Here is a 24,443-nt window from a genome sequence, read left to right on the forward strand (position 1 = left end):
AAAATATGCTAACTAAAATCAGTTCATTGCTTTTAGTATTCGCATCCCGAATCAATAAAAAATCGGGGTGAGTATGACATATGACACTCCATATGGGGTTTCCTTGTAACAAATGCGGTTTGTAAAATACTTGGAGCCCATAATCATCGGATTATTGTATAGTCTCAAGAAACTAATTTTGATTGCTAACGACCAGTTGCGGTGATATTTCTTCAAAATTAGTTCTAATCGAAGATATAGATAGTGATGAATCAGGACCATCAATGAGGAGGGAATATAAAAACGGTAAGCTTTTTTACCTACCGTTTTTAGCCGATGAAGTTAAATATTTTTTATTTTACGGTGTCATCGCTTCTTCTTTATTTCCTGTCATCACAAAACTTAAGTCACCACCCGCTTTAAATTCTTTATGATTAAAGAACAGCCCGTTACTAAGCGGTTTTCCATTAATAGTGACGGATTTAATGTACATATTATCATCGGAGTTATTTGCTGCTCTAACTGTGAAAAAGCCATCTTTAACCGGAAGACGGATCTCATCAAATAATGGACGACCTATCGTGTAAGTAGGATCGGCACCATTGACTTGGTAGAAACCCATTGCTGACATTACATACCATGCCGACATTGAACCAACATCTTCATTACCAACAATTCCCTCTGGCGTAGCCTGATACATCTCATCAAGAATATAATCTACCACTTCTTGAGTTTTCCAAGGCTCTGACGTCCAATTATATAGATAAGGAATGTGGTGAGAAGGCTCATTACCAAAAGCAACTTGCCCTATTAAACCTGACATATCGGCGGTTTCGTCACCAGATAATTTAGCGTTGAATGTCGCTTCTAAGTTAGTTAAAAAGGCTTGCTCTCCCCCCATAATTTCTTTAAGGCCATTGATATCGTGAGGCGCAAACCAGGTCCATTGCCATGCATTACCTTCGGTATAGTTCCCCGTTTCATGAGCCGTTCCATATGGGTCAAAAGGCGTCATAAACTCACCCGTCGCCATAATTGGACGCATAAACCCTGAAACTCCCTCTTCAGCATATTGTTCAGGATTATTATCAAAATACTTCTTAAACAAATCAGCTCGAGCTAAATATAGTTCTGCATTTTTATCATCTCCTGCCAATGTAGCTATTTGAGAAATACACCAATCATAGTATGCATTCTCTAACCCATAAGAGACGGATTCAATTGTATAGTCTGGATTAACGGCATTACCTTCTGAATCTCGCTGAATCGCGGGAGCAAATCCAAATTCAGGGTCTTCAATGTATTTAACGTGTGCGGTTAATGTCTTATCAAGTACTTGTTTATCCCATTGAGGAAAATCTTCAGGCTTATAGGTTGACGAAGCGATAGCGGCATTAAGAGCTTGAACTTTCTCTTCTTGCGAGAATTCATCTGGGTATTTAATCATGGCATCTGCAATGACAGCAACTGCAGGGTAACCAACCATTGTTCCAGTTTCGTCTCCCATGTGCTCCCATTTAGGCAGCAACCCACTTTCCACCTGTTTTTGAACTAAGTTTTTCGCATATTGAACCGCTCGGGTCGGCTCTGTAATTGTTTTTAGGGGATGCAACGCACGGAATGTATCCCATAAAGAATACACGGTAAAATTGGGCTTATCTTCAGTCGCGGTACCATAAGTTATCGTATATTCTCCCTCACCATTGCGCATAGAGCCAATCCCCATTCCTCGGAAGCTTTTATCCACATCCTGATGAACGATTGGTGCAATTTTAGTGTGGTATAACGCAGTATAAAAAATTTCTTTTTCTTCTTCCGTACCACCTTCAATAAAGAAGTTTAACGCTTTACTCCATTTTTTAACGGCATTACCTCGAGCAACATTGAATGGTGTTAATTTACCATCGGTATAGGCTTCTGCATCATGATTTTCTTTCGCGCCATCAGCACTCACACCTGAAATTGCAACTTGCGCATTCAACTCTTGATTATCACCAGATTCAAATTCTATATAAGCAGTTACATCAGCTTTCGTCCGCTTAATAGCGACACCTTCATCATTGTAAATCAATTCAGATCGATGCTCTGCCGTTAAACCATTTACTTTAACGCCGCCAGCTAATAGATAAACGGCTTTAATTTTTTTATCGAAAGTAGCATGAAAAAACAGTTTTTGGTTTTTAGCCCAACCCGAAAAATTTGCTGAATCTTTTTCACCGATAACCGAATAGCCATCTTCACTGATTTTCAGTTTATTACGAAGCGATGTTGAACCCCAGTCTGAATTCAGGATAGAGTTTAAATCTATCTTAAGTTTTATAGGTTCACCTTTTGGATAAGTGTATCGATGGAAGCCCACTCGCTCTGAAGCGGTTAACTCTGCTTTTATTCCGTTATCGGCGATCTCTACAGAATAATATCCCGCCTCTGCTATCTCTGTTGTTTTATCTAACTTAACAAATTTAGCTTTACGATAATCATCTGATTCATCTATATATTTTTCATTATTTTCTATAAATGGTAGAAACTGAATATCTCCAAGCCCTCCCATCCCCGCGCCACTTATATGAGTGTGGGAAAAACCAAATAAGGTAGCTTTATCATAGTGATATCCTGAAGCAGAATGCCAGCCAATTAACTCCGTATCTGGTGAGAGCTGCACCATTCCTTCAGGCACGACGGCTCCCGGAAATGTATGGCCATTAAACCCAGTACCAATGAAAGGATTAATGTAAGCAACATTACCCTCCAGTTCAGGAAATGGAGACGTCACAGAGGTGTTAGTATCATTACTCTCTGTATAAATATTATTAACTGTTTCTTCTGCACACCCAACAAGACCAAAAGCGATTGCGAATGCTAAATAAGATCGTTTAAATTTCATGGAAATCCTTTTACTTATCAAAGTAACAGGCACTGATGAACAGTGCCTGTTTGGGTTAATTTAGAACCGCTTTCATTGCTTGGTTTTTGTCGCCAGTCATTACAAAATGTAAGTTACCGCCTGCTTTGATATCACTATGTTCGAATGAGAAGTCATTTAATGGTTGGCCATTAATACTCACTGATTTCACGTATTTATGATGAGGGCTATTGTTATCTGCCGTAATCGTAAACTCACCACCTTTCACTGCTAAAGTCGTCTTATTAAACAATGGGCGACCAATACTGTAAGTTGGATCTGCAGGGGTGACTTGATAGAAGCCCATTGCCGACATGATGTACCAAGAAGACATTTGACCAACATCTTCATTACCAACAATGCCTGTTGGCGTTGCTGAGTACATTTCATTCATAATACGGTCTAAGTATTCTTGTGCTTTCCAAGGTTCATCCGTCATATTGTATAAATAAGGAATATGATGAGATGGCTCATTACCATGCATATATTGACCAACATACCCCGTTAAATCAGGTAACTCTTCGCCAGTATTAGAGGAACTTGCATTAAATAGCTCATCTAAATCTTCACGAAATGCTTTCTCTGGTGAAGTATCAATTCCTTTCACTACATCAGCTTCATAAATGGCTGCTTTCAAGCCTTCAAAATCATGCATCGGCTGAAATTTCCATTGCCACGCATTACCTTCAGTAAAGGCAAATTCATCTACGTAGTAAGGATCAAAGGGCTCAAATGTACAGGTTTTCACCTCATCAACTGTCTCACAGTGTGCAATTGGATGATTAAACTCTGACGCTGGTTTTTCCGGACGAGTGCTGTCCGGATGATTTTTTGGACGTAAGAATCCAGTTTCTGCATCCCAATGATTTTTCCAATTATCAGCACGAGTTATGAATTCATCTTGAAGAGCAATATCACCACTCATACGAGCAATTTCAGACATAGCCCAATCACCATAAGCAAACTCTAACGTATAAGATGCTGAGTTCCAGTAACCATGATGCACAAACCCATTTTCTTCATACACTTTAACTTGCACTACATTAGCCGCACCTAAGTTCTGATCTTCTGTCCAACCAGCATCAATAAATTGCTGCTTCTCTTGGTAACGAGCTGTAAATTCTGCCGCCGCTTTTGCTTTAGTCTCATCAATATCAAGCCCTTTTACCATTGCATCTGCAATAATAGAAATGGCAGGAAACCCAATCATCGTTCCTGTGTAATGACCATGAAGCTCCCATTTAGGAAGAATGCCACCGTCTTCGTATTTACGAATTAAGTCATTCGCATATTCTTCTGCACGTTGTGGGTTTATTATTGTTTGAAGTGGATGAAATGCACGAAACGTATCCCACATTGAATAGATTGAGTAATTAGGGATATCTCCCGCATCTTTAATATCTTGAGTTCGCATTGCACGATATTTACCATCCACATCTTGAAAGATCATAGGTGCAATAGAGGCGTGATATAATGAGGTATAAAAGATTTCACGCTGCTCTTCTGTTCCACCTTCAATCTTAATTTTATTAAGCTCTTGGTTCCAAGCATTTAAAGAGGTGTTGCGTACTTTCGCAAAATCCCAATGTGGAACTTCAGCCTGTAAATTTCCTTCAGCCCCTTCCGCACTCACTGGTGATATTGCGACTTTCATTTCAACGGGTTTGCTTGACTTTGCAAACTCTAAATACGCAATCGTATGAACAGCCTCAATACTGCCTTCATTATTAAGTGCAATATCCGTTTCAACATCATCAATCATGGCTGTTGCTTTTAGAATTGGTTGACTAAATTTTGCATAAAAATAGACATGTTGATTATTAGCCCAACCATCAGAACTGCGTTTACCTCTAATGGTATATTCATCTACGATTTCAATGTCTCCAATCGTAGTTCTATTACCCCAAGATTTATTTAAGGTATGGTCAAGATCAAGCTTAATATAAGGCGTCACACCTTCTTTAAAAGTATAACGATGATAACCTACACGAGGAGACGTTGTTAATTCTGCTTTTATTTCGCCATTGTTTAGCTCTACCGCATAATACCCAGCTTGAGCAATCTCGTTTTTCTTATCAAACGTATTATAAGTTGCATTCGATTTATTGATAAATGGAAGAACTAAAATATCACCTAAATCAGTAATACCCGTTCCAGATAAATGAGTATGAGAAAAACCATATACTGGAATATCAACTAACTTGCCGTGATCAAAATAGCCAGCCGCAGATCCCCAACCATCCATTTCTGTATCAGGGGATAATTGAACCATACCAGAAGGATATACCGCACCAGGGAATGTATGTCCATCAGCACCCGTACCAATCAATGGGTTTATATATTTTGCAACGCCTGACACAGCCGGAACACTTATAGATTGGTCTCCAGAATTAGAGGTTGTTATATGATTCACAGTTTCATCACCGCAGCCAGTAATTCCAAAAGCGACAGCAAATGCTAAGAAAGAGAGTTTAAATTTCATATTGTTCCTTATTACTACAATGAAAACATCTGAAAACACTACACCATTGTTTTTATGGATATTTACAAATAAGAACCGAATATGAAATACGTGTTTTCTATCAAAAACCGCATAATCTATACGATATTACCCAATATGTTTAATAATCACGGTGCTATGTATTCTTTAAATAAAAAGCGAAACGCAAGAACCTTCTTACTTTGAAATGTTAATTCCATTTGAAGAAAGCTTATTAATAACCATGAGAATAGTAAGTATATATGGAGGGTATAGTAAGTTGATATTTAAACCATTTACTGGATTATTGAACCATCAAAATCAATTTGTGATATGTTGCGAAATATCTCACAAGAAAATAAATTAAATAGCAATATAGCTCACAGAGATAAATATAAAATTAAAAACAAAACATTCAACAAGCAAATGTATGTGATTTTAATCCCTAATTTTATAGTGTTTAAAATTATTTATTTATCATATAAAAATGGCCTCAATATTATATTGAGGCCATTAAATAATTAACAAAGGTATTGTTATTTTATAGTAAACTTTTTTGATGCTCGCTAATCAATCGCGCCATAGCGGTATTGGCTTCAATCTGAATATCTGCACAATCATCAGTTGGCGCTATGTCTGTTACCATCTCATAGTAACATTTCAACTTTGGTTCAGTTCCTGAAGGGCGAACAATAATACGAGATTCATCTTCTAAGTGGTAAATCAGCACATCACTCGCCGGTAAATCTATTGACTCTGTTGAACCATCAGATAAATAACGTAATGAGGCTTTTAAATCTTCAGTGACACTAATATTTACACCCGCAATTTGTTTAGGTGGCGCTGCTCTTAATTTATCCCCAATTGGTGGAGAATTAGGATCTAATGCAATGCTTTGCTGCTCATTTACATATAAGCCATGAGTGCGATAAATCAGTTCTAGTTCATCCCAAACACTCTTACCTTGGGTTGAAAGTTCTGCTGCTAATTGAGCAAAAGCAACTAAAGCAGATAATCCATCTTTATCCCATACTTCACTACCTACGGTATAACCAAGCGCTTCTTCATAAGCAAAAAGAAATTGCTTCTCATCACACTGTTTTTGCATTGCTACGTTAGTCAGCCATTTAAAACCAGTCAGCGTCTGGAAATATTCCGCACCTTTTGCCTCTGCTATTTTCTTTAGCAAACGAGAAGACACAATCGTATTACCAACTAACTGCTTAGTTGCATCCGTGTGTTTCAATAAATAGTGTCCAAACAAGATACCAACTTGGTCTCCTGTTAACATTTGATAGCTACCATCTGCTTTTCGTGCAGCAAGCGCAAAACGATCCGCATCGGGATCATTAGCACATGCTAGTTCAGCCTGTGCTGAATCAGCGAGCGAAATCACCATATCCATCGCGCCTTTCTCTTCTGGATTAGGGAAATTTACGGTTGGAAAAGTACCATCAGGCTCTCTTTGTTCTGCTACGCTCACCACATGATTAAAACCAGCATCACGTAATAAGGTTTCTGCCATATCAGCCCCCACACCATGCATCGCTGTATAAGCAATTGAAATGGCTGATGGATTAGTATGATTTGAAAGCAGTGGATTGCTGTTCATCGCATTGCGGTAACATTGGTAATATTCGTCATCTAACCACACTAAAAGTCCTCGTCCCTCAGCATCATTCAGTGACATTAACGGGATTGGTTTAGTCGCTGCAATATCTATTTCATTAGCAATACCTGAATCGTGTGGTGGAATAATTTGCGCTCCATTCTCCCAATACACCTTAAAGCCATTATATTCTGGTGGATTATGACTTGCCGTAACCACTACCGCTCCGGCTGCATTAAACTTCTTAATACCGTAAGCCACAATTGGTGTCGCTGCTACTTTCGTTGTTAAGAATACTTTAATACCTAAAGCCGTTAAAACACTTGCAGTATCATGAGCGAATTGTTGAGAATCCGTACGACCGTCATAGCCAATAACAACGCCTCTTTCACTCGCATCCGTAATGTTATCTATTAAATAATGTCCTAATCCTGTGGCTGTTTCTTGAATCACTAAACGATTCATTCGATTAGGTCCTGCACCGACCATGCCTCGTAAGCCAGCAGTACCAAATTGAAGCCGAGAAGAGAAACGGTCTTCTAATTCTGCCATGTTTCCAATATCAACAAGGTATTGAAGCTCTTCTCTTGTTTTTGGTTCAGGATCTCTGGTTAACCAATTTGTGATTTTCTGCATCATAATAAAACCTCATTACTGAATATCCCTTAAGTCTAGATGATATCTATTATCAATTACATGAACGCAATCGCTAAACTCAGGAAAATAATAGCTCACTATGAACAAATTATAGTTCTGATACGTAAATACTCTTGATTCCCTAAAATTTAAAACATTTCATTTATGATCTTTCTCTTATTTTTAAGCCAATAAATGATAGAGTAAGAAAAGATTAAATTAATATAACCTGTTTATTTGTAAGGATATTATATGAAAGTTGCGATGTTCAGTACCAAATCTTATGATGAATTGTCTTTTAACCGTATCAATCAAAAATATCAATTTGAGTGCCAGTATTTCAACTTTCAACTTACAGAAAGTACTGCACCAATCGCTAATGGCGCGGATGTTATTTGTGCCTTTGTAAATGATGATTTATCAGCACCGGTTCTAAGAAAATTAGCAGAACAGGGGACAAAACTGATTGCAATGCGCTGCGCGGGGTTTGATCGCGTCGATTTAAATGCAGCAAAAGAATTAGGCATACAGGTCGTTCGTGTTCCTGCTTATTCACCAGAAGCAATCGCCGAACATGCCGTTGGTATGATGATGTGTCTGAATCGTCGCTTTCATAAAGCATACCAACGAACTCGAGACGCAAATTTCTCTTTAGAGGGACTAACTGGCTTTAACTTCTTTGGGAAAACAGTGGGAGTTATCGGCTCAGGAAAAATTGGCCTTGCAACTATGCGCATTCTGAAAGGGTTAGGAATGGAGATCCTTTGCTATGACCCATATCCAAGCCAGGTTGCGATTGATTTAGGGGTTAGATACACAACTTTGGATGATATTTTTACACACTCTGATGTGATTACATTGCATTGCCCATTAACATCTGAAAACACACACCTACTTGATACTGACTCATTTGAGAAAATGAAAGATGGCGTGATGCTCATCAATACGAGTCGAGGTGGATTATTAAATTCAGCCAATGCGATTGAAGCCTTAAAAGCAGGCAAAATTGGTGCTCTTGGTTTAGACGTTTATGACCACGAGAAAGAACTCTTCTTTCAAGACAAATCAAACGACATAATTACTGATGATGTATTCCGACGTTTATCTGCGTGCCATAACGTTCTCTTTACTGGACACCAAGCATTCTTAACAGACGAAGCATTAGAAAATATTGCTGCTACGACATTAAGAAGTATTGATGCATTTATTAAAGGTGATGCGTCTGGTAATGAATTGATTCAAGCATAATTATGATAGCTCCCTCATGTAACAATAGTACATGAGGGAATTATAGTAAAAATACAAAATTATCGTAGTCGGTTTAATACTACTTGTTGATCAAGGTGTTCTTGATAATCGGTATATTCAAGTCCTTTATCAAACACAAACTCGGTCACTAAACGAGTGACTAATGCTCTTAATTCATCTGCATTCCACGGCTTTTCAATATAACTTTCAATGCGCGCTCGATTAATCGCAATAATGGTATCTTGATGAGTAGCTTGACCTGTTAACAATACCTTCTTGGTTCTTAAAAAGCGGTAGTCGTGAGACACATCGGTTAGTAACTCCACTCCACTTTTACCTGGCATCACATGGTCAGACAACACTAACGCAATGTATCCACCTTCACTGTCTAATTCATCCATTAAATCTAATGCTTCATCTGCCGACTCACATTCTTCAATATTGATCCATGATTTTAGTGGTGCGAGATCTTGCAAAACGGCACTCAGCACTTCCCTTTGATCGTCTACACAAATCAGATTAAGCTTTTCCATGACCGTCCTCCACTGGCAATTTAATTCTAAAAATAGTTTTTTCTTGATTGCTTTTTACTGCAATAGAGCCACCGTACCCACTCAAGATCCGTTTCACGATAGCTAATCCTAACCCCAACCCAAAAGAGAGCCCGCCCTTTTTAGTCGTAAAGTTAGGTTGAAATATTTTACGTCTTGTCGCTTCATCAATTTCGGGACCATTATTTGCAATAGTAATCAAGACAAAGCGATTAGACACTCTGGTAGAAATCTCAATCTCTGGCTCTTTCACTTTCTCCATGGCATCACTGGCATTCTTAATAATATTCGCCCATATCTGCACAAGCTCTGTCGCAGAAGCCTTAACCATAGGCATTGCCGCTGGGCTTAAATGCACAGAAACACGGCGTAAATCACTCTGCAGTAGCACTAGAGCCTTATTGATACTGTCATTCACATCTAAAATTTCATCTGTATCAATGTCTGTTCGACCTAGCTGTTTTACTGAACGAACAATTCCAACGGAATGTCTTGCAGCCAAGCGCATGTCATGTAGATCTCGCCCTATGTTCCAATATCTAACGGCTTGCTCTGGACTTTTAAGCCAAAATAGAGAAAGCTCACCTTCTGGAACAGCTCTTGCCAATTCACGAGCCGTATCTCTATCAATACCGTAACTCACTTCAAGCTCTCGTCCTCTCCTTCTGACTTCAGAAGAGCTGATGTTTTGTCCGTTAATTAACCCTTGGTCAACAAAACTACTGGCTTCTGGATGTATCTCTTCAAGTAACTCTAAAATAATAGATTGAAGACGCTCTGTTTTGCTACTCAATACGCCTACTGCATTATTGAGTTCATGTGCAATTCCTGCCGCCAATTGCCCTAAGGTTGTCATTTGCTCTGCAGAATATAACTTTTGTAATGCCTTCTCTTTTTCAATAGATTCATGCATTGCTCGACGTTGCCGACGAGAAAGCTCATTAACAATAATTGGCGTAAATTGAGCCGTTAAAGGACCATAACGCTCTAACTCTATCGCTGTTGTTTTTGAATCAATCCAACTCAATTCACTTTCTGTTTTACTCACAACGGTTGACGAAGCTATCAAGGTCTCAGAGAAAAAACTGTGAACGCCAATAAAAGCACCTTCAGATGCACTAAATACCTTAACTTGGTTTTCACCATTCTCTTCTAAATAGAACCCTTCAAGCTCTCCGGAACAAACATAATAGAGACGCTCGTTATCAGCGCCTTGTTCTAAAATAGTTTCTCCCGCAGGAATAACAACTCTTCGCTCTGGTTGGCTAAAATACGCATCAATCAAACGCTGTAACTTCTCTTGATTCATAAGCTACCCAATATGACCAACAGTGTGAAGGATCCATACCATAACAAAACTTAATAGAACCCCTGCTATCCCTAAAATCACGCCCGTTTTTGCCATTTGACTGCTTTCTACATTACCGGTTGCATGTGCTAACGCATTTGGTGGGGTACTTATCGGTAATGACATACCTAGTGAGGCAGCAAACGTAACTATCAATATTAAGGTTAGCTCACCACCTAATGGGGTCAATGAGGTCATTGAGGTACCTAACGCTGCCATGATCGGCATCAATAAGTTGGCTGTTGCCGTATGCGACATAAAGTTTGCCATGATTAAACATAAGAAAGCCGCACCAAATAAAACCACATAAGGAGAGTAAGCATCAAATGGAATACTGTGAACGACTAGCTTAGCCAAACCTGTTTTATCTAGAGCTAAGCCAAGTGCGATACCACCGGAAACTAACCACAGAACATCCCACGAGATTTTCTTAAGATCTTCTTTATTGATAATCCCTGTAATAGAAAAGATAGCAACAGGAATAAGGGCTACTGTATATGAATTCATGCCATGGCTTGATCCCATTAACCATAATAAGATCGTACCCGCAAACGTAACATATACCGTAATTGCTTTTGGTGTTTTTAAGAACTTACCTTTGATATCCAAATTCATTGTGGTTTGTTTTGCTGGGTATAAATACGTAATTAAAAACCAAGCTAACGCCATCATCACAATAACAAATGGCACACCAAACACCATCCATTCACCAAAAGTAATTAAGTTATCTCCCACTAGATATTTTAGTGCAATGGCATTTGGTGGCGTTCCTATAGGCGTTCCAATACCACCAATGTTTGCGGCAATTGGGATACACAACGCAAACGCAACGCGACCCGGATCTTTTGGACCAAATACGGCAATAACTGGCGTTAAGATAGATAACATCATCGCTGTTGTCGCAGTATTAGACATAAACATTGAGAAGATACCGGTGATCAACATTAAGCCAAGCATAACGAATTTAGGATCCGTCCCAAATGGCTTCAATAGCACTCTCGCTAAGTTCACATCCAATCGATATTTTGTTGCAGCCATTGCCAAGAAAAATCCACCTAAGAACAGCATAATTATTGGGCTGGCAAAGGTCGCCATAATATCGCTGGAGTTAAGTAGTTCACCAAAATGAGCGGAATCCTGATTCATCTTAAATAAGAAAAATCCTTTGTCTGATACCATAAGTAGCTCTAAAACAATAATAACTACCGATGTAGCATAAATAGGAATAGGCTCAAACACCCAACATAGTGCTGCTAATAAAAAGATAGCAATAACACGCTGCTGAATAATTGTCATACCTTCAAAAGGAAAAGCTGACAAAGGCAGCAAAAGAATGATGAGTGGGATAATTGTTGGGATTAAATACTTCATGTATTGACGCATAACGCTACCGACTTCCATAGAACAATTTAAGGGTAATAACGAGAATTATCTCCTTCATCAACCATTCGGTATAACGTGTTAGATCAATCATTGTTTCAAAATAAGAACAAATATAGAATTTTGTGACACTTGTATCATAAAAAAAGAGCTGCATTTCTGAAGCTCTCATTATTTTGTCTGATTATAATGCCTTAATAATTAAGACTCTTTCTCAGCTTTTGGCTTTTTACGCTTATCGGTAATTGCCCATTTTCCGTCGATATATAACCCAGTCCAACCTGATGGTTTACCATCGTTTTCAGTACGAACGTAGTTTTCTTTCGTTTTACGGCTAAAACGAACTACCGCAGGCTTACCGTCAGGATCGTGCGTTGGCGCTTCCGTTAAGTAAGTAAACTTAGGAGACAAACGATCTTTAAAGCGCACTAACTCTTCCACTAACGGTGCACGTGTTTCACGTGATTTAGGGAACGTGCTTGCTGCTAAGAATAAACCTGATGCACCATCACGCAATACAAAGTACGCATCTGACTTTTCACATTCCAATTCAGGAAGATGAACAGGATCTTCTTTTGGTGGCGCAACTTCGCCATTTTTAAGGATCTTACGAGTGTTTTTACACGTTTCACTCGTACAATCCATATATTTACCAAAGCGACCGTTCTTAAGTTCCATGTCTGAACCACATTTGTCACACTCGACAATCGGTCCATCATAACCTTTAAGCTGGAACTCACCTTTCTCAACAATGTAACCTTCACAGTTCGGGTTATTACCACAAACATGAAGCTTACGATCTTGATCAATTAGGTAAGGGTCCATCGCTGTTTCACACTTAGGACAACGTTTCTTCGCGCGTAATGCTGCAGTTTCTACGTCTTCTTCAAGAACATTAATAATGCCCTCTTCATTACCTAAGTTAATGGTTGTCTTACAACGTTCTTTTGGTGGTAATGCGTAACCAGAACATCCAAGGAATACCCCAGTTGATGCAGTACGAATCCCCATATTACGGCTGCAAGTAGGACACTTAATATCAGTTTCTACGATATTATTTGGTGACATACCGCCTTCTGATTCATCAAGCTCAGCTTTAGCGATATCGTCAGTGAAATCTTGGAAGAAAGCGTTGAGTACGTCTTTCCAATCTTTATCACCTTCTGCAATTTTATCTAAGTTGCCTTCCATACGAGCAGTAAAGTCGTAATCCATTAAATCATCAAACGATTGATTTAGACGGTCTGTAACGATTTCGCCCATTTTTTCTGCATAGAAACGACGACTTTCAACACGAACATAGCCACGGTCTTGAATGGTTGAGATGATTGATGCGTAAGTCGATGGACGACCGATACCTTTTTTCTCAAGTTCTTTAACCAATGCTGCTTCTGTGAAACGCGCTGGTGGCTTAGTAAAGTGTTGCTTTGGATCAAGCTGTTCTAGTTTTAGCTTATCGCCAAGTTGAACTGCTGGTAATAATTGATCTTCGTTCTTACCCATTGGACGTTGTACGCGAGTCCAACCATCAAACTTAAGGATTCGTCCCTTCGCTTTTAGAGTGAATTCATCCGCTTTTACGCTCAATGTGGTTGAATCATATTGTGCAGGTGTCATTTGACACGCCACAAATTGATTCCAAATTAGGTTGTAAAGTTTATGAGCGTCCGCTTCCATACCTTGTAGGTCGTCAACTTTCACTTCTACGTTTGAAGGACGAATCGCTTCATGGGCTTCTTGTGCGCCTTCTTTACTTCCATAAATAATCGGAGATGCTGGCAAATAGCTATCGCCATACTCAGAACCGATAAACTCACGTAACGTCTCTACAGCTTCTTTACTTAAGTTAGTTGAGTCAGTACGCATATAAGTGATGTAACCGCCCTCATAGAGGCGCTGAGCTAACATCATGGTCTTTTTCACACCATAACCTAGACGTGTACTTGCTGCTTGTTGCAATGTTGATGTGATATACGGTGCTGATGGCTTACTTTTTGTTGGGCGATCTTCACGTTTACACACTTCATATTCTGCTTTTTCAAGAATACTAACCGCTGCAAGCGTATCCGCTTGATTTAACGGTTTAAAGGCAGAACCATTACGTTGAGCTACTTGTAGGCGGAAGTTGTCTTTATCCGCAGTCAGTGTGTCTGCATGAATATCCCAGAACTCTTCAGGAATAAATGCATTGATTTCACGCTCACGCTCAACCAATACCTTCACAGCAACTGATTGAACTCGGCCAGCAGATAAACCACGAGCCACTTTTTTCCACAACAATGGAGATGCCATGAAGCCAACCACACGGTCTAAGAAACGACGTGCTTGTTGAGCATTGACACCAGGCATACTCAGTTCGCCAGGAGTTTCAAACGCTTGTTGAATCGCATTTTTTGTAATTTCGTTAAAAACTACTCGTTTATAGCGTGAATCATCACCACCGATGATCTCGCGAAGGTGCCACGCAATAGCTTCCCCTTCACGGTCTAAATCGGTTGCGAGATAGATAGTGTCTGCATTCTCAGCCAGTTTTTGTAATTCTGCTACGACTTTTTCTTTGCCTGGAAGGATTTGATAATTCGCCGCCCAATCATTATATGGGTCAATACCCATTTTATTGATCAGGTTCTTCTTGTCTCTTTCTTTCTTAATGCGTGCTTTATCTTCAACACTCATACCTTTGGTTGACGCTGCCGCCGCTTTCTTTCCGGTGCTTGTCGAACCCATAGGCAAATCACGAACGTGACCTACACTGGATTTTACGATGAAGTCTTTGCCAAGGTATTTATTAATTGTTTTTGCTTTGGCTGGTGACTCCACGATAACTAGAGATTTACCCATAATGTCTCACTAACGTCCTCGTGCTGAAATACAAAACTGTCGAAAAAAACGATATCCACAGCTATAAATTGAACTTTTATCTATATATTACTATTGAGGGAGGATGCCATCACGTCAACCTCTTTTTTTACAATTGCTTCTAAATGGTCGCGCTTTGGACAGTTGTTAATTAGATGTAATTATCACTTGACACTTTTTCAAGCGTTCTTATTTCGGTCGAATCTATTAACATTTACTGACTAATAGCTCAAAAAGTTAATTCAATACCTTGCAGTCGCTCACAATAAAATCACAATTATTTCTTCGAAATTTATTTTAATCATCATGATTTACATCAATTGTATTTTTAATTCTTTATGCTTAAAATTCGTCTTTTATATAGCGATAAATGAGTGACGTATGAGCGATAAAAAATCCATTTCTGAGGCTGATTTACTGTTAATCGCCAATCAAATCATTCAAGATCACGAAAACTATGTTGAAGGCATGCGTGCCACTAGTGTAGAAGAAAAAGACGAAGTATTAGTGTTTAAAGGTGAATACTTTTTATCAGAACAAGGGTTACCGACTGAGAAAACAACCGCTGTATTCAATATGTTTAAATACCTTGCCCATCAATTATCCAAAAAGTTTACCGTTAAGTAATTTCTGATAAATCAAAGCAATAAAAAAGGCTGAATAATTCAGCCTTTTTTCTTACGCAGTCTCTATAAAAAATTAAACAATTGGCCGCTGGCCTTTGCTAATCAAACGCATAAAGACATTTTCTGCAGATTGACCTGCAACCCCTGCGATTTTATCGCTCAATTTTTTCTTTTGTACATAATGAATCGCTAATACTTCACGATTTTTACATGCTTGAGTTACATAATCATCCGATGTTTGAATCGCATCAATTAAGCCTAATTCTAGCGCTTGCTTACCAAACCAATGTTCGCCAGTTGCTACTTTTTCAAGATCTAATTCAGCGCGATGCTCGTGAATAAAATCTTTAAATAGTACGTGCGTTTCTTCTAGCTCTAACTGGAATTTCTCACGCGCTTTATCACTGTTTTCACCGAACATAGTTAAGGTGCGTTTGTATTCACCAGCCGTCAGTTGTTCAAACTCAATATCGTTTTTCTTCAATAACTTACTAAAGTTTGGCAGTTGAGCAACAACACCAATAGAACCAACAATAGCAAATGGTGCTGCAATGATTTTCTCACCAATACAAGCCATCATATAACCACCAGAAGCGGCTACTTTATCAACTGAGACGGTTAACTTAATATTGGCATCACGCAAACGATCTAATTGTGATGATGCGAGCCCATATCCATGAACCATACCACCACCACTTTCAAGGCGTAAAAGAACTTCATCTCCTTCAACCGAAATGGCTAAAATTGCTGATACTTCTTCACGTAATGCTGCCACTTCTTTAGCATCAATGCTGCCTTTAAAATCAAGTACAAATAAACGAGCATCACGTTTCAGCTCTAGCTCTCCAGATTTTGTCGCTTGCTTAACTTCTTTCTGCCTTGCTTTATCCGCTTCTTTATTTGCTTTTTTCTCAGCTTTGGCGCGTGCCTTTAATTCTGCATCGTCAAATAAATGATGCTCTAATTCAGCTACAGTATCTTTATATTGCTCAGTTAAATTAGAAACTTCTAACTCGCCTTTTGCACTAGCTGATTTACCACTAACCGCTTTAGCTACCACTAAAATGGCGATAATAGAAACAACCACTGTTGCTATCTTTGCTAAAAAGAGACCGTAATCAAACAAAAATTCCAATGTAATACCCTCTGAAGTATGTTTCGTGTATTGTACCTAACTTAACCCAAAGTTAATTCACCTTATGATAAAAATTCGCACTAAACGCGTGTTTTTACAACAAAATACTGAAAAAACAGTATAACTTTACGGTGAGCGTTGAAATACAAGGATTACAAAGTGGACTATCAGGTTTCAGCTGACACATTAAAAAACAAAATAATTTTAGTCACAGGCGCTGGCGACGGTATTGGTAAACAAGCTGCATTACATTACGCTCAACATGGCGCAACAGTTATCCTTCTTGGCCGTACAGTTGCTAAATTAGAAGCGGTTTACGACGAAATTGAAAAAGCGGGTTACCCAACTCCAGCTATTGTTCCTTTAGATCTAAAAGGAGCAACAAAACAGCATTATATAGATATGGCAGAAACCATTCAGAGCCAATTTGGTCAGCTAGATGGTCTATTACATAATGCAGGTTTACTAGGAATGTTGAGTCCTTTTGAGCAGTTTGAAGAAGCTATTTTTGATGAAGTTATGCAGATTAACGTCAAAGCGCAATTCTTAATGACTCAAGCCTTATTACCTACGTTACAACAATCAGATGATGCTCGTATTATTTTTACAACATCAACGGTTGGTCATCAAGGACGCGCTTTTTGGGGAGCTTATGCTATTTCAAAATTTGCTACCGAAGGTATGATGCAAACATTGGCTCATGAAATGGAAGGCACATCGGTAAAAGTTAATGCTATTAACCCAGGTGGTACTCATACTCGTATGCGTGCACAAGCCTTTCCTGCTGAAGATATTAGTTTACTTAAAACACCAAAAGATATCATGCCGCTGTATGTTTATTTAATGGCTCCTGAAAGTATGACGATTAATGGTCAATGCATTGATGCACAACCAAAATAAATACTGAAAGAATAAAAAAGGGTTGAAACCGTATGGCTTCAACCCTTTTTATTTGTCTAATTTATTTTACTTAAATCAGCGATTAGACTTAACGTTGTCTTGGTGCTGATTTTGGTGCTTTACCATTTGGAGAAAACTTAGTTCTGATTGGTTTTGCACCATTTGCAGAAGGTTTTTTTCCTTTACCGCTTGGCTTACCCGTAGGTTTACCTGCTGGTTTAGCGTCACCAGTTGTATTACGTTTTGCTGATGGTAATGAGCTTCCTACTGGTTTCTTATTATTGCGACCGCGGCGACCAGCTTGCGCGGCACTACGATCGTCAGTTGTACGCTCATCATGACGCTTAACTGCACGACGGATCTTTTGAGATTTAGATTTAGCACGTTTACGTGATTGCTTATCTACGTCTAATAAACTTTCTTTTTCATGTGGTAATTCAACCATATCACGTAAGTAGTTTACTTCTTTAAGCTCAAGTTCCATCCAGCCACCACGAGGGAGTGCTTTTTCTAGGAAAATATCACCGTAACGAACACGTTTTAGACGACTTACTGTTACACCTTGTGAATCCCATAAACGACGAACCTCACGGTTACGACCTTCATTGATTACAACGTAGAAAGTATGGTTCATACCTTCACCGCCTGCGTACATTACATCTTCAAAACGTGCTTCACCATCTTCCAGTTTCACACCAGAAACTAGATTTTTAACCATTTTATCGTTAATTTCACCAAATACACGACACATGTATTCACGTTCAACTTTACGGCTTGGATGCATTAAGCGGTTAGCTAGCTCACCATCTGTTGTAAATAACAGAAGACCAGCAGTGTTAGCATCTAGACGACCAACTGATACCCAACGAGAATCTTTAATTTTTGGTAAACGGTCAAAAACAGTACGACGACCTTCTGGATCGTGACGCGTACATAATTCGCCTTCAGGCTTATGGTAAGCAAGAACACGACAGATAACATCAGTAGACTCTTTTACCGATACAACATGGCCATCAATACGAATTCTTGAATCAACATTTTCTAGGCGATCACCCAGTTTTGCTATCTGACCATCAACACTAACACGATTAGCTTGAATCATCGTTTCCAACTCACGACGAGAACCAAGACCTGCTCGTGCTAATACTTTCTGTAATTTTTCGCTCATTTTTTACCTTATTATGTCGCCTTCACAGGCGTCAATTAGCTTTATTAATCAAGAACCTAGCTCAGTTAAGGCTTCATTCTCAATCACTTTCAAATTCTATGGAGGCTGATTATACAATAAGGTTGTGATGAATGGTAAAAAATTAAGCAAAATTTTATACTATGAAGTGATTTTCCGTATGATTAAAGTGCTGAATGTACAGCAACACTTTATTATCATAAAAGGAAATCCAAATGGAAAGATTAACCCATTTATTTAACACTTTAGCTTTCGACCTTCAAAACGAGGAAGCACAAAAAAAACCAGTCTGAATATTTTATAAAAACCTTTGCTTCATATTGTAACGAAACCGATAATCATAATCTTCTACAAGACATTATAGAGAATCGAAAAAATACAATTTTAAGTCGATTAAATGAATCAGAAATAGGCAATTTAGCCGACATATTCTCAACTCAAACCGCTCAAGACATTATAGGAAAACAGCCTTGTTTATCCCTTCCTGAGCACTATTTTATTATTGAGCAACTTGCGCTTAAGTTTTTTGGTTGCTTACTGTCTTTCTGGACTGAATTAGAAATATTCCGAACAATTCAAAATTCTGTGCGTTCAGTCAAAGAATATACTAATAATAATTTAAACACTTACAGTACTCAGACAATAAACGAACATTACTGTTATGAAATCGTTCCAGATATCGCACTAGATACTCGCCTATTTCACACTAACTTTAGTGAACAACCTCTCTTACTTTCAGATGCCATTGTACTGATTAACATCGCAACATTTATTAAAGAGCATCAATGGTATGAGATGTTAACGCTGCTTGATATCTCATCAAAAGGAGAACACTATATTTTGTACCAATTTGATGAAGGAAACGCCTACCCTAGTATCATTTCTTCCGCATTAATTAATTCACCACATGTATCTAACGAATGGTTATTTTTTAATGATTTTTTCCAAAATAAAAAATGGCAATCAATTCACCAACCCCACACAGTATCGAACTTACAACAAGCAACTAAAGGTTTAATCAAACTAGATGACGCTCACTTAAGCAATAAATCATCAAATGATATTGAAAATCATCTTTTTTCATCTATCGTAGATAGCAAGAAAGTATGTGAAGCGATCAGACTGACCGTCAGTGGAAATAAATCAAAAGCAAATTTTCACTTATATTTGGCACAAAAAGGACTAGCCAACGCATTGAAACAGAGTGGACGTGAGGTGGTTTTTACCATCATAGAGAAACCAGCGATGGTGTTGTTCTACCAATCAATGAACCTTGAAGCACCAATGTCCTCACCTTATCTTTTCACTAGCGCACAAGATATAAATAAAAATGGGGTTATTACTTATAAAGGGATTTGGCTCCTTAATAATGCAACAGATGCTTTTAATCAATATAATTTTAAAGAGTACAATGTTAAGATTATTGGGTTAAGAAAACTATCACGACATAATTGAGTTCTATAAATGCACCCAGCCTTACCTAAAGTTTATTTATTACTACTAACCAGTGCAACTATATTGCTTTGGGTTGGCTTCTTTGTCCGCTCTCACTATAAAGAGCGGACAAAAGTTAACACTAAGATTTACTTCTCATACGTCCTTTATGCTGTATTTATTGTTTTATGGATATTAAGTAACGCTTACTTCCAATCTTCACTATTAGTAAAGTTTGGTGAAAACATAGCTATAGTAATGGCAATTATTGCCAATATGACCTCCTATCTTGCTTTTGCTTTTGCCTACGTGTTTTCTTGTCACCTTGCCTCCAAAGCCCAAGATAAACGACTAAATCCATGGCAACTCTGGTTAATTGCTATTACTACTGCAGTAGCGATTACGCTCAATATGGTCCCTAATCAAACTGTTATTGGTGTTGATATTATTGCGCCAAGTGTATTTACAATTAAATTCGGCCCATTAGCTCCGTTATTTTTTCTCAACGCGTTTCTTTTTGTCATCCTTACAATCATAAACTTCTTCAAACTTAGAAAAAGTAGTATCCGATTAAATAAAGAAAAATCTGTTTATTTACTAGTAGGCATTTTTACTTATATGTTTTCAACTATCGCCTCGCAGATAGTTATCCCTATGATCTGGAATGATTTCTCTTATACATGGCTACCACCAACACTATCAATAACGGAAGCACTATTAATAGGTTACACTTTAACCTATCATCGTCTTTACAGTTTAAAGTACATTTCTTATTGGATGCTAACTTATGCAATGAATGCAGCCATTAACCTAACACCAATATTAATACTGTATACAACAGATTTAACCTTTAATTTATTATTTATAGGTTTTGGTATTTCTATCGGTTTATTATGGAAACGCACTCTTAATAAAACCAAAATACTCTCTAGCCTGTTAATATATAAAAATAAAAAAACACCCGTTGAACAGATATGCGGAATAGCCGAGGAATTTAAATATTCTAGCGATGAAGCAATGAAGAAATTGGCTTCATTATTAGATACTCCGAAAGATGAATTGTTTTTGGTAGGGAAAAATGCGAACTATAATATATTTATACCACACCTTAATCAGTCAAACTCTGCACTTGTAAAAGACGAATTAGATTATCAACTCCATTACGCATCTGACCATTTTCAACCTGAACTTCATCAAGTTCAAAAAGAGATGGACTCGGCAAAAACGGCATTAATCCTCCCTATTTTTGGCAAAAACAAGCTCATTTCGCATTTACTTGTCTCTTCTAACAAACGTGATGGGTCCACCTTTTCAAATGAAGAAATCACGGCAATTCAATCGGTACTGAGTAAAGTTCAAGGTTATATTGAAGGTGAACGAAAAGTAAAGCAATCTCAAGCTCTTGCTAACTCTATCGCCCATGAGATGCGTAACCCTTTATCACAGCTCCAATACCACTTTGAACGCATAGGAGAAAACTCAAACGAAACAACCATCAATGATGAATTGCAAAAAGGTCAATTAGCTATTCAACGTGGCGCTCAATTGATCGATATAATCCTAAGTGAAAGTAAAGGTTCAGAAATAAATCAACATTTATTTAGGCATTATTCTATTTCGCAACTAACTGAGCAGTTTGTTAATGAATATGCGTTTGAGTCAGAGAATATAATCAGCCGTATTGAGATGGATATTAAAAATGACTTTATCATTAATGTGAATGATACGTTATTTGGATTTATACTCTTTAATTTATTACGAAATGCCATTCATTACTTTGATAGTTCAGATAGTAAAATATCAATAAGTTTAACGAAAGGAAATACAACCAATTCTTTAATCTTTAGAGATACAGGGCCTGGCATTGATCCAAATATATTACCAAGTATCTTTGATGACTTTTTTTCTTATAACAAAGAAGGTGGCAGTGGTTTAGGTCTTTCTTACTGCTTACGAGTAATGCACTCTTTTGGAGGTAATATTGCATGTTATTCACAGAAAGGTGAATTTACTGAATTCGTTCTGAGTTTTCCTAAAATAAATAATGATATCCAGCCAATAACTCAGCCTCGACAAGTACAACAAGACATCACATTAGAAACGAATATTACAAATAACAACTCGGAAAGAACAATACTTATTGTTGATGATAAAAAAGTACAACGAATGTTAATACAAACCTTCATTGCCAATGATCATCTCACTATTGTTCAAGCAGAAAACGGAGCTGAAGCGGTTCAAATTGTAGATAAAATACATATTGACCTGATCTTCATGGACTCCCGCATGCCTGTAATGAATGGAACTGAAGCCGCTGTAAAAATTAAAGCGACTCACCCATCCATTCCTATCATCGCTCTTACTGGTGAATCAGGTCATGAAGAGATAGTAAACATCACATCAGTAATGGATGATTATTTAACCAAACCAATATCTAAGCCACAATTACTGCACACTCTCGAAAAATGGATATAAAAATAGCCAGTCAATGCTGGCTATTTATACTTACTTGTCTTTTTAATTATTGAAATGGGCTTGGATCACCAGCGCCAATACGAACCACATTGATTTCATCGTCACTAAAATCAACCACGGTTGTTGGCTGTTCACCTAAATAACCACCATTCATAATTAAGTCCACGGCGTGCTCAAGCTGATCTCGGATCGCTTCTGGATCTGACTCTGCCATGTCATTACCTGGTAAAATCAATGTTGTCGACATTAGCGGTTCACCTAATGCTTCTAACAAATCAAGAGCGATCTTATTATCTGGTACACGCATACCTATTGTTTTACGCTTTGGATTCATAAGACGACGTGGAACTTCCTTAGTCCCTTTAAAGATAAAGGTATAAGCCCCCGGTGTATTGTTCTTCAGTAATCGGAAAATGCTATTGTCTACACGTGCATAAATTGATAACTCTGACAGATCTCGACATAACAATGTAAAGTTGTGCTTATCATCCAAACGACGGATCTGGCAAATACGCTCTAATGCTTGTTTATTCTCAAGCTGACAACCTAAAGCATAACCCGAGTCGGTTGGATAAATAACGACACCACCATCTCTAATGATGGCAACCGCTTGACTAATTAAGCGTGCTTGTGGGTTTTCTGGATGTACGTAAAAAAATTGGCTCATTATTCCTCCTGACGAGCAGGTCGTTGTTATTATTTAAGGATTAAGCCCTACTCAAACGTTGGTAAATCCCATTCTTGCCATACTGGAACTACCCCTTCAGGTAGCCATAAATTTCTTCCTAATTCTGTCCAAGGCGACGGATAATGAAAATCAGACCCTTGTGATGCCGCTAGTTCATATTGAATTGCATAATCGGCAAGAACTCGACGCTCTTGAACACCTTGTTGAGGTAGAGCAACTTCCATTGCATCCCCTTTTGCTTCAACAAATGCAGCTAATAATCGCTTCACCCATTTTGCGGTCAACTTATAACGACCAGGATGAGCAAGTACAGCTGTTCCTCCCGCGTTATGAATGACCTTAACGGCTTCTTCGATTGAACACCATTCTGGTGGAACATAGCCTATGTTATTGCGTGTTAAGAACTTTTTGAATACCGCTTGCATCGTTTTCGCATGGCCTTGGTCAACTAACCACTTGCCAAAATGAGCTCGGGTTAGTGAGCCTCCATCAGCCAGTGCCATTGCGCCTTCTAACGCCCCGACATAACCCGCTTTTTCAAGACGTTCTGCCATTTTTCGAGCGCGATCATCTCTACGTTGCGCTTGTTCTTCTATCAATGCAATTAATTCAGGGTGATTTACATCAATATTAAGGCCAACAACATGAATATCCTTGTTGCTCCATAATGTTGAAATTTCAATACCATCAATTAAATGCATTGGTAATGCTTTTTCTTTAATCGTTTGATGCGCTTCAGCTAATCCTGCAACGGTATCATGATCAGTAATAGCAAGTACTTTCACATCAAAAGTAACCGCTCTTTCTACTAATTCAGCAGGAGACATGCGTCCATCTGACGCTGTTGTGTGACTATGTAGGTCTATTTTCATAATAATTCTTGACTTTTACCTCTCGCACTAGTTTACTAGTACGCAGTTAAACGCTTTCTCACCAAATTTAATATTGGTCTTTGTTTTAATAGTAGGTACTTTATGTCACAGCTTAGCAAACAACAAGCATTCTTAA

General features: G+C 38.2%; 16 protein-coding genes. 5 read left to right on the forward strand and 11 right to left on the reverse strand.

Annotated features, from left to right (window positions below; translation table 11 throughout):
* Positions 1–337: 337 nt before the first annotated feature.
* From AC2IP4_RS08215 to AC2IP4_RS08225, 3 genes are all read right to left on the reverse strand, one after another.
* A complete protein-coding gene (locus AC2IP4_RS08215) occupies positions 338–2,863 on the reverse strand; it encodes a GH92 family glycosyl hydrolase (protein WP_486310178.1) in 2,526 nt (841 codons plus the stop codon).
* 55 nt (positions 2,864–2,918) lie between these two features.
* The gene (locus AC2IP4_RS08220; protein WP_486310179.1) at positions 2,919–5,363 is read right to left on the reverse strand and encodes a GH92 family glycosyl hydrolase; all 2,445 of its coding nucleotides are present in this window, start codon (positions 5,361–5,363) and stop codon (positions 2,919–2,921) included.
* A gap of 538 nt (positions 5,364–5,901) precedes the next feature.
* On the reverse strand, positions 5,902–7,608 hold the full coding sequence (locus AC2IP4_RS08225; RefSeq protein ID WP_375322208.1) for a phospho-sugar mutase: 1,707 nt from the start codon (positions 7,606–7,608) through the stop codon (positions 5,902–5,904).
* 249 nt (positions 7,609–7,857) lie between these two features.
* On the opposite strand from AC2IP4_RS08225, the gene AC2IP4_RS08230 reads away from it, so the two are divergent.
* Entirely contained in the window at positions 7,858–8,853 is a 996-nt protein-coding gene (locus AC2IP4_RS08230) for a 2-hydroxyacid dehydrogenase (protein ID WP_375322207.1), read from the forward strand.
* A gap of 59 nt (positions 8,854–8,912) precedes the next feature.
* Here AC2IP4_RS08230 and AC2IP4_RS08235 read toward each other — a convergent pair whose 3' ends face one another.
* The 4 genes from AC2IP4_RS08235 to topA all read right to left on the reverse strand — a co-directional run bounded on the left by AC2IP4_RS08235 (position 8,913) and on the right by topA (position 14,973).
* Positions 8,913–9,386 (reverse strand): response regulator, encoded by a 474-nt coding sequence (locus tag AC2IP4_RS08235; protein WP_060990674.1) that lies wholly within the window; start codon positions 9,384–9,386, stop codon positions 8,913–8,915.
* Positions 9,373–10,713 carry an ATP-binding protein gene (locus AC2IP4_RS08240; RefSeq protein ID WP_375322206.1) on the reverse strand — a complete coding sequence of 447 codons (1,341 nt, stop codon included), beginning with the start codon at positions 10,711–10,713 and terminating at the stop codon, positions 9,373–9,375. Before AC2IP4_RS08240 ends, AC2IP4_RS08235 begins: the two co-directional genes overlap by 14 nt.
* A 3-nt stretch (positions 10,714–10,716) precedes the next feature.
* Positions 10,717–12,135, reverse strand: coding sequence for an SLC13 family permease (locus AC2IP4_RS08245; protein ID WP_375322205.1), 1,419 nt, complete (start codon positions 12,133–12,135; stop codon positions 10,717–10,719).
* Between the two features lie 198 nt (positions 12,136–12,333).
* Entirely contained in the window at positions 12,334–14,973 is a 2,640-nt protein-coding gene (topA, locus tag AC2IP4_RS08250; RefSeq protein ID WP_375322204.1) for a type I DNA topoisomerase, read from the reverse strand.
* A gap of 399 nt (positions 14,974–15,372) precedes the next feature.
* Here topA and AC2IP4_RS08255 point away from each other — a divergent pair, with 399 nt between their 5' ends.
* Complete coding sequence (locus AC2IP4_RS08255) at positions 15,373–15,618, forward strand: YciN family protein (RefSeq protein ID WP_105054490.1); 246 nt, start codon at positions 15,373–15,375, stop codon at positions 15,616–15,618.
* Between the two features lie 72 nt (positions 15,619–15,690).
* On the opposite strand, the gene sohB is transcribed toward AC2IP4_RS08255, so the two are convergent.
* Positions 15,691–16,752, reverse strand: coding sequence for a protease SohB (sohB, locus tag AC2IP4_RS08260; protein ID WP_375322203.1), 1,062 nt, complete (start codon positions 16,750–16,752; stop codon positions 15,691–15,693).
* A gap of 159 nt (positions 16,753–16,911) precedes the next feature.
* Here sohB and AC2IP4_RS08265 point away from each other — a divergent pair, with 159 nt between their 5' ends.
* Complete coding sequence (locus tag AC2IP4_RS08265; protein WP_105054488.1) at positions 16,912–17,652, forward strand: YciK family oxidoreductase; 741 nt, start codon at positions 16,912–16,914, stop codon at positions 17,650–17,652.
* Positions 17,653–17,740: 88 nt separating this feature from the next.
* Here the strand turns inward: AC2IP4_RS08265 and rluB are convergent, their stop codons facing one another.
* The gene (gene rluB / locus AC2IP4_RS08270) at positions 17,741–18,820 is read right to left on the reverse strand and encodes a 23S rRNA pseudouridine(2605) synthase RluB (RefSeq protein ID WP_105054487.1); all 1,080 of its coding nucleotides are present in this window, start codon (positions 18,818–18,820) and stop codon (positions 17,741–17,743) included.
* 318 nt (positions 18,821–19,138) lie between these two features.
* Between rluB and AC2IP4_RS08275 the strand changes: the two genes are divergently transcribed.
* A complete protein-coding gene (locus AC2IP4_RS08275; protein WP_375322785.1) occupies positions 19,139–20,293 on the forward strand; it encodes an acyl-homoserine-lactone synthase in 1,155 nt (384 codons plus the stop codon).
* A 9-nt stretch (positions 20,294–20,302) separates the two neighbouring features.
* Positions 20,303–22,747, forward strand: a complete 2,445-nt coding sequence (locus AC2IP4_RS08280; protein ID WP_486310180.1) for an ATP-binding response regulator — start codon at positions 20,303–20,305, stop codon at positions 22,745–22,747.
* Between the two features lie 46 nt (positions 22,748–22,793).
* On the opposite strand, the gene AC2IP4_RS08285 is transcribed toward AC2IP4_RS08280, so the two are convergent.
* Together AC2IP4_RS08285 and rnm are read right to left on the reverse strand one after the other, a co-directional pair.
* Positions 22,794–23,414: an L-threonylcarbamoyladenylate synthase gene (locus tag AC2IP4_RS08285; protein ID WP_130048615.1), complete on the reverse strand. Its 621-nt coding sequence runs from the start codon at positions 23,412–23,414 to the stop codon at positions 22,794–22,796.
* Positions 23,415–23,461: 47 nt separating this feature from the next.
* On the reverse strand, positions 23,462–24,307 hold the full coding sequence (gene rnm, locus AC2IP4_RS08290; protein ID WP_486310181.1) for an RNase RNM: 846 nt from the start codon (positions 24,305–24,307) through the stop codon (positions 23,462–23,464).
* Positions 24,308–24,443 lie beyond the last annotated feature (136 nt).

It is taken from the genome of Aliivibrio thorii, assembly GCF_057368585.1.